The 13521-nt window shown below is 63.4% G+C and carries 14 protein-coding genes; 10 read left to right on the top strand and 4 right to left on the bottom strand.

Going from position 1 to position 13521, the window contains the following annotated elements:
• Positions 1–2: 2 nt before the first annotated feature.
• Positions 3–1397 (bottom strand): argininosuccinate lyase, encoded by a 1395-nt coding sequence (gene argH / locus AC3Z8Y_RS23775; protein WP_490087822.1) that lies wholly within the window; start codon positions 1395–1397, stop codon positions 3–5.
• Positions 1398–1867: 470 nt separating this feature from the next.
• Here argH and AC3Z8Y_RS23770 point away from each other — a divergent pair, with 470 nt between their 5' ends.
• The 7 genes from AC3Z8Y_RS23770 to rsd all read left to right on the top strand — a co-directional run bounded on the left by AC3Z8Y_RS23770 (position 1868) and on the right by rsd (position 8183).
• Positions 1868–2626 carry a LytR/AlgR family response regulator transcription factor gene (locus tag AC3Z8Y_RS23770; protein ID WP_490087821.1) on the top strand — a complete coding sequence of 253 codons (759 nt, stop codon included), beginning with the start codon at positions 1868–1870 and terminating at the stop codon, positions 2624–2626.
• 105 nt (positions 2627–2731) lie between these two features.
• Positions 2732–3673, top strand: a complete 942-nt coding sequence (gene hemC / locus AC3Z8Y_RS23765; protein WP_490087820.1) for a hydroxymethylbilane synthase — start codon at positions 2732–2734, stop codon at positions 3671–3673.
• Complete coding sequence (locus AC3Z8Y_RS23760) at positions 3670–4419, top strand: uroporphyrinogen-III synthase (protein WP_490087819.1); 750 nt, start codon at positions 3670–3672, stop codon at positions 4417–4419. Before hemC ends, AC3Z8Y_RS23760 begins: the two co-directional genes overlap by 4 nt.
• Positions 4420–4446: 27 nt before the next feature.
• The gene (locus AC3Z8Y_RS23755) at positions 4447–5649 is read left to right on the top strand and encodes a uroporphyrinogen-III C-methyltransferase (protein ID WP_490087818.1); all 1203 of its coding nucleotides are present in this window, start codon (positions 4447–4449) and stop codon (positions 5647–5649) included.
• Positions 5646–6881 carry a heme biosynthesis HemY N-terminal domain-containing protein gene (locus tag AC3Z8Y_RS23750; protein WP_490087817.1) on the top strand — a complete coding sequence of 412 codons (1236 nt, stop codon included), beginning with the start codon at positions 5646–5648 and terminating at the stop codon, positions 6879–6881. Before AC3Z8Y_RS23755 ends, AC3Z8Y_RS23750 begins: the two co-directional genes overlap by 4 nt.
• A 144-nt stretch (positions 6882–7025) precedes the next feature.
• Complete coding sequence (locus tag AC3Z8Y_RS23745; RefSeq protein ID WP_490087816.1) at positions 7026–7514, top strand: disulfide bond formation protein B; 489 nt, start codon at positions 7026–7028, stop codon at positions 7512–7514.
• Positions 7515–7712: 198 nt separating this feature from the next.
• Positions 7713–8183 (top strand): sigma D regulator, encoded by a 471-nt coding sequence (rsd, locus tag AC3Z8Y_RS23740; RefSeq protein WP_181111048.1) that lies wholly within the window; start codon positions 7713–7715, stop codon positions 8181–8183.
• A gap of 1 nt (position 8184) precedes the next feature.
• Here the strand turns inward: rsd and AC3Z8Y_RS23735 are convergent, their stop codons facing one another.
• Complete coding sequence (locus tag AC3Z8Y_RS23735; RefSeq protein WP_490087815.1) at positions 8185–8850, bottom strand: FKBP-type peptidyl-prolyl cis-trans isomerase; 666 nt, start codon at positions 8848–8850, stop codon at positions 8185–8187.
• A gap of 156 nt (positions 8851–9006) precedes the next feature.
• Here AC3Z8Y_RS23735 and AC3Z8Y_RS23730 point away from each other — a divergent pair, with 156 nt between their 5' ends.
• A complete protein-coding gene (locus AC3Z8Y_RS23730) occupies positions 9007–9732 on the top strand; it encodes an AlgP family protein (protein ID WP_490087814.1) in 726 nt (241 codons plus the stop codon).
• On the opposite strand, the gene AC3Z8Y_RS23725 is transcribed toward AC3Z8Y_RS23730, so the two are convergent.
• Positions 9729–10175 carry a TIGR02444 family protein gene (locus AC3Z8Y_RS23725; protein ID WP_490087813.1) on the bottom strand — a complete coding sequence of 149 codons (447 nt, stop codon included), beginning with the start codon at positions 10173–10175 and terminating at the stop codon, positions 9729–9731. The two genes, AC3Z8Y_RS23730 and AC3Z8Y_RS23725, sit on opposite strands and share 4 nt — an antisense overlap.
• Positions 10176–10224: 49 nt before the next feature.
• Here AC3Z8Y_RS23725 and abc-f point away from each other — a divergent pair, with 49 nt between their 5' ends.
• A complete protein-coding gene (gene abc-f / locus AC3Z8Y_RS23720; RefSeq protein WP_490087812.1) occupies positions 10225–12135 on the top strand; it encodes a ribosomal protection-like ABC-F family protein in 1911 nt (636 codons plus the stop codon).
• Between the two features lie 61 nt (positions 12136–12196).
• Positions 12197–12829, top strand: coding sequence for a LysE family transporter (locus AC3Z8Y_RS23715; RefSeq protein WP_490087811.1), 633 nt, complete (start codon positions 12197–12199; stop codon positions 12827–12829).
• On the opposite strand, the gene elbB is transcribed toward AC3Z8Y_RS23715, so the two are convergent.
• Positions 12830–13492 carry an isoprenoid biosynthesis glyoxalase ElbB gene (elbB, locus tag AC3Z8Y_RS23710; RefSeq protein WP_490087810.1) on the bottom strand — a complete coding sequence of 221 codons (663 nt, stop codon included), beginning with the start codon at positions 13490–13492 and terminating at the stop codon, positions 12830–12832.
• Positions 13493–13521: the final 29 nt, after the last annotated feature.

The following is a 13521-nucleotide window of genomic DNA, read 5'->3' as shown; positions in this document are numbered from 1 at the left end:
CCTCAGCGTTGTGCCAGTAATGATTGCCCACGGATCACCGCAGCGCGGACCTGGGCCGGGGCGGTGCCACCAATATGGTCGCGTGCGTTGACCGAACCTTCCAAGGTCAGCACCTCGAATACGTCGCCTTCGATGTGAGTGCTGAACTGGCGCAGTTCCTCAAGGCTCATTTCGGCCAGGTCCTTGCCGGTGTCCACGCCATACTTCACGGCATGGCCCACGATCTCATGGCAGTCACGGAAAGGCAGGCCGCGGCGCACCAGGTAGTCGGCCAGGTCGGTGGCGGTAGAAAACCCGCGCAGGGCCGCCTCGCGCATTACCTCATGGCGCGGCTTGATGGCCGGGATCATGTCGGCAAACGCACGCAGGGAATCACGCAGGGTGTCGGCGGCGTCGAACAGTGGCTCCTTGTCCTCTTGGTTGTCCTTGTTGTAGGCCAGCGGTTGGCCTTTCATCAAGGTCAGCAAGCCCATAAGGGCGCCGAACACGCGGCCGCTCTTGCCGCGCACAAGCTCCGGAACGTCCGGGTTTTTCTTCTGGGGCATGATCGAGCTGCCGGTACAGAAGCGGTCCGGCAAATCGATGAACTGGAACTGCGCGCTGGTCCACAGCACCAGCTCTTCGGAAAACCGCGACAGGTGCATCATCGCCAAACTGGCAGCGGCGCAGAATTCAATGGCGAAGTCACGGTCCGAAACGCCATCCAGGGAGTTCCCGCCCACGGCTTCGAACCCCAGCAGTTCGCACGTTACTTCGCGGTCGATCGGGTAGGTGGTGCCAGCCAGCGCAGCGCTGCCCAGCGGCATGCGGTTGGTGCGCTTGCGGCAATCCACCAGGCGCTCGTAGTCGCGGCTGAGCATCTCGAACCAGGCCAGCAAGTGGTGCCCGAAGGTGACCGGCTGAGCCGTTTGCAGGTGGGTGAAGCCCGGCATGATGGTCCCGGCTTCGCGCTCGGCCACCTCCAGCAAGCCTTTTTGCAGGCGGGTGATCTCGCCCAGGATGGCGTCGATTTCGTCACGCAGCCACAGGCGAATATCCGTAGCCACTTGGTCGTTGCGGCTGCGCCCGGTGTGGAGTTTCTTGCCGGTAACGCCGATACGGTCGGTGAGCCGCGCCTCGATGTTCATGTGTACGTCTTCGAGGTCCACGCGCCAGTCGAAGCTGCCGGCCTCGATCTCGGCCTGGATGCTGTTCAGGCCCTCGATGATGGCGTCACGCTCGCCCTCGGTGAGCACGCCCACCTTGGCCAGCATCGTTGCGTGGGCGATCGAGCCCATGATGTCGTGGCGGTAGAGGCGGCGGTCGAAGGTGACCGAAGCGGTGAAGCGGGCGACGAAGGCGTCGACGGGTTCGCTGAAGCGGCCGCCCCAGGACTGGTTGGTCTTGTCGGTGCTCATGACTGGCTCGTTGGAGGTTCGAACGGGAAGTGCCGCATCATAGCAGGGTTGCCCCCGAGCGGCTGCGGCCTGGCTCAGCCTTCGCGCGGCCCGCTACGCACAACGCGCAAAACGATATAAGCCGATTGAGCAATATCCCGTCCGCGAACGTCTACAGTTGAGAAGGAAGCCGCAACCTCATGCATCGGCCAGGGCGGCATCGGCCGGGAATGCCATGAGTACAGAAGCGAGCCCCGGAGGGGGGCGGCGGCGGGCGACCAAGGGAGAGTTCAGTTGCGCCTCAATCACTGTGCGGCAACCCCTGCAAAAGCGTGCTTCCAACGGGCATGGAATAGCCGAAGCGAGAGATCGCAGCGGCTTCGGGCACTTTTCCACTCCGTCGCCAGTCTCAGCGTGGAACGCCGCCACGGCCGTCAGTTCACCTGTCTACGCTTTCTATCCGCGAGACTTACGCAGGAATCCGGCACTCTATGAATGTCCTGATCGTTGATGACGAACCCATGGCCCGCGAGAAACTGAGCCGTATGGTCAGCGACCTCGAAGGGTACAGCGTCCTGGAACCCGGTGCCGGCAGCGGCGACGAGGCCCTTACGCTGATTGATAGCCTCAAGCCTGATGTTGTATTGCTGGACGTCCGCATGCCCGGCCTGGACGGCTTGCAGGTGGCTGCAAAGCTGTGCGAACGCGACACGCCACCCGCCGTGGTCTTTTGCACCGGCCAAGGCGAGTTCGCCGTCAACGCCTTCGAGAACAACGAAGTGCGGTACCTGATGAAGCCGGTGAGTTCGGATAAATTGTCCGATGCGCTCAAGCGCGCGGAGCGCCCGAACCGCGCGACCCTGGCCGCACTTACTCGCCCGGCCGCCAGCAGCGGTAGCGGCAACGGCAGCGGCCCCCGCACACATATCAGCGCCCGCACGCGTAAAGGGATCGAGCTGATTCCTCTGGACCAGGTTATTTACTTCATCGCAGACCATAAATACGTCACCCTGCGCCACGACAACGGCGAGGTGTTGCTGGACGAACCCCTGAAGGCCCTCGAAGACGAGTTCGGGGACCGGTTCGTACGCATCCACCGTAACGCATTGGTGGCACGCGAGCGTATCGAACGTCTCCAGCGCACACCGTTGGGGCATTTCCAGCTGTATCTGAAGGGTTTGAACGGAGATGCGCTGGTGGTCAGCCGGCGCCATGTTGCGGGCGTACGCAAGATGATGCAGCAGCTCTGATCGACGCAAGGCTCCTGGCAGGGCTATCGGGCTGATAGCCGCGCCGTGGCCCGCCAGGGGTTGGCGAGCTGTTATTATCGGCGCATTCAGGCTTCGGTATTTCCCATGTACGCTCGCACGGTTCGTATTGCCACCCGTAAAAGTGCCCTGGCCTTATGGCAGGCCAACACAGTCAAGGCCTGTCTGGAACGGGCCCATCCAGGGTTGCAGGTCAGCCTGGTACCCATGGTCAGCCGGGGCGATAAATTGCTGGATTCGCCGCTGGCCAAGATCGGCGGCAAGGGCCTGTTCGTCAAAGAATTGGAAACGGCCCTGCTTGAAGGCGAGGCCGACATCGCGGTGCATTCCATGAAGGATGTGCCGATGGATTTCCCCGAGGGGCTCGGCCTTTACTGCATCTGCGAGCGTGAGGATCCGCGCGACGCCTTCGTTTCCAATACGTTCGCCAACCTTGCCGCCTTGCCTGAGGGCAGTGTGGTAGGTACCTCCAGCCTGCGCCGTCAGGCGCAGTTGCTGGCGCGCCGGCCAGACCTGCAAATCCGCTTTCTTCGCGGCAACGTCAACACGCGCCTGGCCAAGCTCGATGCCGGGGAGTATGACGCGATCATTCTCGCGGCCGCCGGGTTGATCCGCCTGGGTTTCGAGGGCCGTATCCGCGATAACCTCACCACGCAGGACAGCCTGCCGGCGGGCGGGCAGGGCGCTGTCGGGATCGAGTGCCGTACGGCTGATAGCGAACTGCACGCCTTGTTGGCGCCTTTGCATCACGGGCCGTCTGCTGTGAGGGTAACTGCAGAGCGAGCCATGAACCGCCATTTGAACGGTGGGTGTCAGGTTCCGATTGCCGCGTATGCGGTGCTGGAGGGCGAGCAGCTGTGGCTGCGAGGGCTGGTGGGGCGCCCCGACGGGAGCCAGTTGCTGCACGCCGAGGCCCGCGCCTATCACGCCGAGGCCGAAGCGCTCGGCAAGCGGGTTGCCGAAGACCTGCTGGCACAGGGCGCCGAAGCCATCCTGGATGAAGTCTACGCTGACGGCAGGCCCGATTGAGCCGCTGGCGGCTACTGTTGACACGCCCGGCCGACGAGTCTCGCATACTCGCCCAGATGCTCGCAGCGGGCGGCCATTACGGTAGTGCGCTGCCTATGCTGGTGATTGAGCCGTTGTCGCTCGGCGAAAGGCCGGCGCCTGGTTGGCTGCAGCGATTCGCTGCGGTCATCGTCGTCAGCAAGCCTGCCGCACACCTTTCTCTCAGCTGGCTGTCGCCAGACCCGGCCGCCGCCGTACCGCGCTGGTTCGCCGTTGGCGCCGCAACTGCGGAGGTGCTCCGGCAGGGCGGCATAAATGCGAGTTTTCCTACCCAGGGCGATGATAGCGAAGCGCTGTGGCAGTTGCCTGAGTTGATTTTGGCGCTCGAGGCAGGTGGTAACAGGGCGTTGATCATACGGGGCGAGGGTGGCCGCGAATGGTTGACCGAGCGTTTGATCGAGCAAGGCGTGGAGGTCGAATATCTTGAACTGTACCGTCGCGGCGTTCCTGATTATCCTGCCAACGCTGTAGCCGAACGGTTGCAAGCGGAACGCTTGAATGGCGTGGTGGTCAGCAGTGGTCAGGGGCTGGAGCATTTGCATCGGCTTGCCGGTGCGGCGTGGCCAGTATTGGCGGCACTGCCGCTGTTCGTGCCAAGCGCCCGAGTGGCTAGCCTCGCTCAAGCGCTTGGCAGCTGCTGCCCTGTGAATTGCCATGGCGCGAGCAATGCGGCCTTGATCGCCGCGCTGGCCACACGAAGCCCGTGAACCGCGCCCCCCACAAAGGAAGGATACGTGAGCGAAACAGCCCCGCCCCAAGACCCCCTGGATCCTATGCCCAAGCCAGCAGCGGGCCCGGTGCCCAGCTCGGCAGCAGGCCCGGCAACCAAGCCCACGGCTGATCCGGTTCGGCAGCCTGCAAGCAAACCTGCTGGTGCCGGCCCGCTGCCGGCCAGCCGACAGCGCGGTGATCGGGCGGGCCGTGGCTTGGCCGTGTTGGCATTGTTGATCGCTGCTGCCGGCGTAGGGGTAGGAGGCTGGGCTGTCTGGCAGTTGCGCCACCTGGATGCCGGCCAGCGTCAACAGTCTGCTCAAGTGGACAGCCTGGCCGCCAACAGCCGCACCCTGACCGAGCAGGCCCGTAGCCTGGACGAGCGCCTGTCGCGGCTGCCCGCGGCGGATGAGCTGGAAGAGCGGCGGCGGTTGCTTGCTCAGGTACAAAGCGATCAGCAGCGCCTGGGGCAGCGTCTGGAAACCGTACTGGGCGCCAGCCGACAAGACTGGCGCCTGGCTGAAGCCGAGCACCTGGTACGGCTGGCCAGCTTGCGGTTGTCTGCCTTGCAGGACGTGAACAGTGCGCGCGCGCTGGTGCAGGGCGCCGACGACATCCTGCGCGAGCAGGACGATCCCAATGCCTTTGCCGCGCGTGAGCAATTGGCGCGAAGCCTGGCGGCGTTGCAAGCCACCGAGCAGCCAGACCGGACCGGGTTGTTCCTGCAATTGGGCGCGCTACGCGAACAGGCAGCGCAGCTGTCCGCGCTGGCGCCTCAGTTCGAGGCCGACCGTGAAGCCGTCAGCGCTTCAGGAGATGACAGCACGCTGCACTGGCGCCTGTGGTGGGCGCGGATATCCAGCTTCTTCCGGATCGACCTGAACCCGGACGCCAATGTGCGCCCGCTGCTGGCAGGCCAAAGCCTGAGCCAGGTACGGCTGGCGTTGAGCCTTGCGCTGGAACAGGCGCAATGGGCCGCGCTCAATGGTGAGCAAGCGGTGTATACACAGGCTCTGGGCCAGGCAAAAGAGGTGCTGGCCACCAATTTCAATCAGGACAATACGCAAAGCCGTATGCTGCTGGAGCGGATCGAGGCGTTGACGGGCAGCCGCATCACCGTCGCCACCCCAGACCTGGCCAATAGCCTGGCCGCGCTTCAAGCCTATATGGCACGGCGGCATCAGCCGGTAAGCGGAGCCGAGGGCGGGCAGGGGCGCACGCCATGAAGCGCTTGTATGTGGTGCTCTTCGTGACGATTGCCCTAGCCCTTGTGATCGGCTTGGGGATTTCGCTGCACCCGGGGTACGTGCTGATCGACTACCCCCATGTGTTCCGCTATGAATCCGGCTTGTGGACCACGCTTGCAGCCGTGCTTGGGCTGATCCTCCTCGGGATACTGCTTACCAGCCTGGTCCGCTTGCTCGCCACCTCCGGTGGGGTAGTAAACCCATGGTCGCGTCGTAATCGCAGGCGCAGGTTGCAAGCCGCCATCGCCCGCGGCCAGGTGGATCTGGCTGAAGGCCGTTGGGCCAGTGCCCAGAAGCATTTGAAGCTGGCCGCTGAAAACGAACGCAATCCGCTGTTCTATTACCTGGGTGCAGCCCGTGCGGCGAACGAACAAGGCCTGCATGAGGAGAGCGATGCATTGCTCGAACAAGCATTGCAGCGCCAGCCCAAGGCGGAACTTGCGATTGCGCTTACCCACGCCCAGCTGCAAGCGGACCGTGGCGACTCCGCCGGTGCCCTTGCGACGCTCGAGGTCATGCACGAGCGCTATCCGGCCAATACCCAGGTACTTCGCCAACTGGCAGCGCTGTGCGTGCAGCGCAATGAGTGGCCGGCTGTGGTGCGGCTGCTGCCCGCGCTACGCAAAAACAAAGTTATGGCCAGCGAAGAAATCGAGGCGCTCGAACAGCGCGCCGTGGGTGAGCGATTGCTGCTGGGAGATCTGGAAGGGCAGGGTAGCGATGAGGCAGCACTCGACCGCGCGTGGCAGCAATTGGGCCAGCAGCAACGGCAGGAGCCCGCGCTGGTACTCAACTATGCGGAGCGCTTGCGCCGGCTGGGCGCGTCGGGCAAGGCGGAAACCGTCCTGCGCGCAGCGCTCAAACGCGGCTATGACAGCCATCTGGTGCGGCTGTACGGCCTTGTAGCGGGCGAAGCGCCGGCCAAATCACTGGCCTTCGCCGAAAGCCTGCTCAAGGATCACCCGCAGGACCCCAGCCTGCTGCTCACGCTGGGGCGGCTTTGCTTGCAGGAGCGGCTATGGGGTAAGGCCCGTGATTATCTGGAAGCCAGCCTGCGCCTGCAGCGCAATGCCGAGGCGTGTGCCGAACTGGCGCGGCTGCTGGCCCAACTAGGCGACACCCAGCGTAGCAATGCGCTATTTCAGGAAGGCCTTGGGCTGCTTGACGAACGCTTGCTGGCGTTACCCCTGCCGGGCCCGGTGGGCGCATGAGCGGTAGCGGGCCCGGCTTCGGCCGGGCTCCGCAAGGCTGGGCGTCCTGCGTCTTTTCAGATTACTTCTTGGCGACCTCTTCTTGAAAGCGCGCAGGCCTTTCCACTAACGTGGTTGCCTGTTAATCGCGTACCTGGATTACCCATGCCTCTGGCCCGCTCGCGTCATCTGTTCGTGTTGGCCTTCATGCTGGCCATGCTTGCACTGAGCGCGGCGGTTCACATTGAAAAAGTCGTTGCCTTGCGACCCTGTCCACTCCGGTTTGTACAGCATGGTCTGCTGTTCGTGATTGCAATCGTCAACGCAGTGGCCTGGTGGCATCGGCCGGGGCTGCGGGCAAGTCGGCTCTATTGCATCAGTTTATTGCTGCTCACTGTGTCGGGTGCGGCCTCCGCCATCCGGCAGCTGTGGCTGCAATCGAACCCGCTGCCACTACCCGCGTGTCCATCGCCGAACCTTTTGCTGCTCGGCAAGTCTGAGGCTCTGCTCGAAACAGTGAAGATGTTGGTGTGGGGCACTCCTGACTGCGCCATCATCAACTGGACGCTGCTGGATATGAGCCTGCCCGAATGGAGCCTCCTGACCTTTGCGGGGCTCGCGGTCATCATCGCTGCGCAATTGTTCCAGCGCTGACCAGCCTTACCGGGAACCGACACTGGTATGCAGATCATGTCGCCATGCCTTGAAGCGTCAGGCGCGGGGGCATAATCTCGTTAAACGCACCGGAACGTGGCCCTTTGCTACACCGGATGAATCGTACAGTGCTGTTTCGCTGGCCATTGGCTGGTTTGCGTTCCGTCTTCAACGTGAACCTCAAGGGAAGAACAGACCATGCTGGAAAGTTGTCAGAATGCTCAGGAACGTTGGGGTGGAGTCCACCTGATCATCGATCGCTGGCTGCAGGATCGCCAACATCTGATCAAGGCCTTCGGCGCTATCGAGGAAGCCTCCGAGGAAGGGCGTCTGCGACGCTCCGGCCTGCAGGATTTTTGCGGAATTCTGGTTGACTACGTATCTGCCGGGCACTTTGGCGTATACGAGCAGCTCACCCAGGAAGCCAAGGCGTTTGGGGACGATCGCGGCCTCGAACTCGCAGAGCAGATCTGCCCTCGGCTGGATGTACTCACCGAAGGCTGCCTGAAGTTCAACGACCACTGTGACAAGGGCGACTGCACCGATTTCGCAGACCTGTCCGCGCGCCTCAAAGAGCTTGGTGGCACGCTACATGAGCGGTTCGAGCTGGAAGACTGCCTCATCGAAGTCCTCCATAACGCACACCGTGAGGAAGCGGCGCAGGCCTGAATCAGTTGGCCAGGTTGCGGAGTTCGATTTCGAACACCAGCGGCGTGTACGGTGGAATCAACTCGCCCGCGCCTTCAGCCCCGTAAGCCTGGTCGGACGGAACCACCACACGCCAATGCGCGCCTTTGGGCATCTGCTGCAAGGCGATCTTCCAGCCGTCGATCACGCTGTCCAGGCGGAACCACTGGGGCTGGTCGTTCTTGTCGAACACGGTCCCATCCGGTAGCTGGCCGGTATACACCACCTCCACCCGGGAGTTGGCCCCTGGCTTCTCACCCTCACCCGGGTTGATTTCGCTATACAGCACCCCATTCGAAAGCTCATGCACGTTGGCTTTTGCGCGCTCCGCGGCCATGAAGCGACGCTCGGCGGCCAACGCGGCCTCAACATTCGAGCCCTGGCCGGGCGTGGGTGTGCCGAGGGCGGCTTCATGGTCGGCCAGGATCTGGCGAATACGCTCGGGCTGCAGCGCCAGCGGTTCACCACGCCAGGATTGACGCAGCCCTTCGATCAGCGCCTCGATGTCCACGTCGGGTTGATCGTCGCGCAAGCGCTCGCCGATGCTGGCGCCCAGGCTATAGCCCAGGTCATGGGGGGAAACGACCGGCGCCTCGGCCAGGCTTAGCGGCGCGACCAGGCTCAGTGTAAGTAGCGAATAACGCAACATTGAAAGCTCCCGTATTGAGCATGGATTATCGCCGCCAGGCTGCGACCTTTCAAACGCCCGATAGCCACGCGACACCTGCATAAATTCGTGCAGGTGCGGTAGCGAGCCGGCGGCGCTAGGCATACCATGGAAGGCCACTCAGCGAGGAGGAAAATCATGTCGGCCAAGAAGAAGCCTGTAAGCACCCCGTTGCACCTGCTCCAGCAATTGACCGCAAGCCTGATCGAACACTTCGAGCAAGCCTGCACTCAAGCGCTGACCGATGCTGAAAAGGTCCTCGCCAAGTTGGAAAAACAACGGGTGAAAGTGCAGGAAAAACTGCACAAACAGCGAGCCCGTATCGAAGCCGCAGCGGCCGAGGGTAAATCGAAGACTCAGGCCAAGGCCCGGGCCAATGCCAAGGAACTTGAGCAATCGCTGGACGCCCTTCAGCAGCGGCAGGCCGAAACCCGCCAGTACATCGGCCAGCTCAAGAATGATATTCAAGCCGGCCTGGCGTTGGTGCAGGGAGTGGGCAAGGTGCGTGAAGCCGCCGGCAATGCGTTGGATCAGCGCAGCGGGGCCGCTGCAGCCAAGCCAGTACGCAAGCCCGCGGCCGCGAGGGCAGGCGCCTCCCGCGCGAGCGCTGCGCGGAAACCCGCCACGCCTGTGTTGCTGGCCCTGGAGCCGGAAGCGGCTGCTACCAAACCGGCTACGCGCAAACCTTCAAGCCGCAAGGCGCCACTGGCCAAGGCCGTTGCGAGCAGTGTGGATGCCCTGGCCGCGCCAGCCCCCCAGCGCGCCCCTCGTAAGCCGCGTACCACCAAGGCTGTGCCCGCCAAAGGTAGCGCACCTGCCGAAAAGCCAGTGAACGGCGCAACTGCGCCCTCCAGCGCATCCTAACCCTGTGTGGCAGCCGTGCGCAGAGCTAGCCGCGCGTTTGTATCCGCCACGGCCCAGTCAACCCAGCGCGCCTCTGTAGCGCGCTGAGGCGGCCACCCTTCTGCCGTTCTTTCCAAGCGCTGAAGCAGCGCCTGTTCAGCTTCGAGCTCCAGGCGCTTTACGCTTTCGCGTAGGTGGGCCAGTGTCGGGTTGGCAAGCGCAGCGTTCCGCCATTGCTGGCGCAGCGTGCGCAGTGGTGCGATGACAGTCGCTGACCAGTCCTGGGCGGTTGCTTGCAGGCAGCCCCCCCGGGCGGCGGACCACTCCACGCCGCGCGCTTCGAGCCACAACGCACACAGCGCCACGCAGACATCTGCACCCTCGGCCTGTGCTTGCAGGCAGGCGGCTTCCATCCCGGGCAGGGCGTAAAGCTCGCAGGCATACCGCCACAGATCATCTTGCATCGAGCCCCCACGCCAGTGGGCGGCGAAGCTGGTAAACTCCGCCGCCATTATGATCCGAATCCAGAACCTCACTTTACAGCGTGGCCCACAGCGTCTGCTAGAAGACGCCGAGCTCACCCTGCACGCCGGTCAGAAAGCCGGCCTCATCGGTGCCAACGGCGCCGGCAAATCCAGCTTGTTCGCCTTGCTGCGCGGCGAACTCACGCCGGACGCTGGCGCGTGCGACCTGCCGCCGGACTGGCGCATTGCCCACATGCGCCAGGAAGTCGATACGCTCGAGCGTGTGGCGGTAGACTATGTACTGGACGGGGACCAGCGCCTGCGAGCCATTCAGGCCGAGCTTGCCACCGCCGAGGCAGCTCACGATGGGGCCGCGCTCGCTCGCCTGCATTCCGAACTGGATGCCGCCGATGGCTACACGGCGGACGCCCGCGCGCGCAAGCTGCTGGCCGGCCTTGGCTTCACCAACGCTCAGATGGACCTGCCTGTCGGCGATTTCTCCGGCGGCTGGCGCATGCGCCTCAACCTGGCTCAGGCACTGATGTGCCCGTCCGATCTGCTGCTGCTGGATGAGCCCACCAACCACCTGGATCTGGATGCCATCCTGTGGCTTGAGGACTGGCTCAAGGGCTACCCCGGTACGCTACTGCTCATTTCCCACGACCGGGATTTTCTCGATGCTGTGGTCGACCACATCGCCCACGTGGACCAGCGCAAGCTGGTGCTTTACCGCGGCGGCTATACCGCGTTCGAGCGGGCCCGCGCCGAGCGGCTGGCCCAGCAGCAGCAGGTATACGAGAAGCAGCAGGCGCGCCGCGCCCACATGGAAAAGTACATCGCTCGCTTCAAGGCCCAGGCTACCAAGGCCCGCCAGGCGCAAAGCCGGATCAAGGCGCTGGAGCGCATGGAGGAGATCTCCGCGGCCCATGTGGATTCGCCCTTCGAGTTCGTGTTCCGCGAAGCGCACAAGCTGTCCAGCCCTTTGCTGGACATGTCCGAAGCCAAGCTGGGCTATGGCAGCAAGCTTGTGTTGGAGAAGGTGAAGCTACAGCTTACCCCTGGCGCCCGGATCGGCCTGCTGGGGCCGAACGGGGCGGGCAAGTCCACCCTTATCAAGAACCTCGCCGGCGAACTTGAGCCATTGGCCGGGGATCTGCGCCGGGGAGAAAACCTCGAGGTTGGCTACTTTGCCCAGCACCAGCTCGATTCGCTGGACGGCAAGGCCAGCCCTTTGCTGCACCTGCAACGGCTTGCCCCGAGCGAGCGCGAGCAAACCCTGAAAGACTTTCTGGGCGGCTTCGACTTCCGTGGCGCTCGCATCGACGAGCCCGTGCTCAATTTTTCCGGGGGCGAAAAGGCTCGCCTCGCCCTGGCGTTGATCGCCTGGGGGCGGCCGAACCTGCTGCTGCTCGATGAGCCCACCAACCACCTGGACCTGGAAATGCGCCTGGCACTGACCATGGCCCTGCAGGAGTTCAGTGGGGCTGTGCTGGTAGTGTCCCACGACAGGCACCTGCTCAAGAGCACCACGGATAACTTCCTGCTGGTTGCCGAAGGCCGCGTGGAGCCCTTCGACGGCGACCTGGACGATTACGCTCGCTGGCTGGTGGATTACCGTCAGCGTAATGCCCCGGCCACCACGCCGGCGTCCAATGGCGAGCGCACCGACAAAAAGGCCCAGCGTCAGGCCGCCGCTGCGTTGCGTCAGCAGTTGGCACCTCACAAGCGCGAAGCCGATAAGCTGGAAACCCAGCTGGGCAAGGTGCATGAAGAGCTTGCCCGGATCGAAACCCGCCTGGGTGACAGCGGCCTGTACGAGGCTGCGAAAAAGGATGAGCTCAAAGACCTGCTTGCTCGCCAGGCAGCGCTCAAGGTCGAAGAAAGCTCGCTGGAAGAGCGCTGGATGACGGCGCTGGAGCTGCTGGAAAACATGCAAGCCGAACTGGAACGCCTGGGCTAGCCATACACTGCAAGCGAACGCGGTTATGGGATGCGGCGGGCCACACAACAAGGAGCACTATATGGCATGGAATACATGGCTGGCCTTCCTGGCGGCGAGTTGGATCATCAGCCTGTCCCCGGGGGCAGGTGCGATCGCTTCCATGTCGTCCGGGCTGCGTTACGGCTTTGGCAGAGGTTACTGGAACGCGCTGGGTCTGCAATTTGGCCTGGCGCTGCAGATCGCCGTGGTAGCCGCAGGCGTAGGCGCCATACTTGCGGCTTCGGCCACCGCGTTCACAGTGATCAAGTGGTTCGGGGTGTTCTATCTGCTCTACTTGGCAGTTCGGCAGTGGCGGGCTTCGCCAATGGAGATGCAGGACGCTGCCACCCCTGCGGTCGGTGGCAGCCGCCTCGGGCTCGTTACGCGCGGGTTTCTGGTGAACGTGAGCAACCCCAAGGCTCTGGTGTTCATGCTTGCGGTACTACCGCAATTCATCGACCCTCACGCGCCCTTGCTCATGCAATACCTGATTATCGGCGCCACGATGGTCACCGTGGACCTGATCGTGATGGCAGGCTATACGGGCCTTGCCTCGAAGGTATTGCGCCTGCTGCGCAGCCCTCGCCAGCAGCAACGGCTCAACCGCACCTTTGCCGGGCTGTTCGTAGGCGCGGCGACCTTTCTGGCCACGTTGCGACGAGCACCGCTGTAACTACAGCGGCGTGGCAGCCAGTTCAACCACTCGGTCTACCAGTGCATTGATGCCTGAGGCCGCTTCGGCGATAGACCTGGCACTCATGTAGGCAGGGGTGCACACCAGGCGGCGATGCTCGTCTTCCACAATCGCGTCCACTGCGCAGGGCACGTGGGTAGCCCCCATTTTCTCGATGGTCGCGGCCGTCTCGGCGTCGGTACCAATGCTGCACACAACCGTAGGGCCATAGATTTTCGCCGCCAGTGCGGGACTAATGCAGATGAGCCCTACGGGTTTGCGCTCTTCGGCGAAAGCCTCGGCGAAGGCCAGCAGGTGCGGGTCAAGGGTGCATTGCGCCCCTTGGGTCGCAAAGTTGGAGAGGTTAAGGGCCGAGCCGAATCCGCCAGGGATCACCAAGGCATCGAACGCCTCTACCTGCGCTTCGGAAAGGGACCTTATGTTGCCACGGGCGATCCGCGCCGCTTCTACCAGCACTCGCCGACGCTCACCGGTCGGCTGGCCCGAGACGTGATCGACTACGTCGAATTCGGTATCCGGCGCAAAGCATTGAACCTCGCAACCAAGCTGGTCCAGCCTCAACAGCGCCAGCACGCTTTCCTGGATTTCCGCACCGTCCTGAAAGCCGCAACCAGAAAGTATTACCGCAACCCGCGTGGCCATTGCAGGGCCCCCTTGTCGACCTGTATCAG

This window comes from Pseudomonas sp. 3MAES_34.3B (genome assembly GCF_058145875.1).
This window is presented reverse-complemented; position numbering and strand designations above follow the sequence as displayed.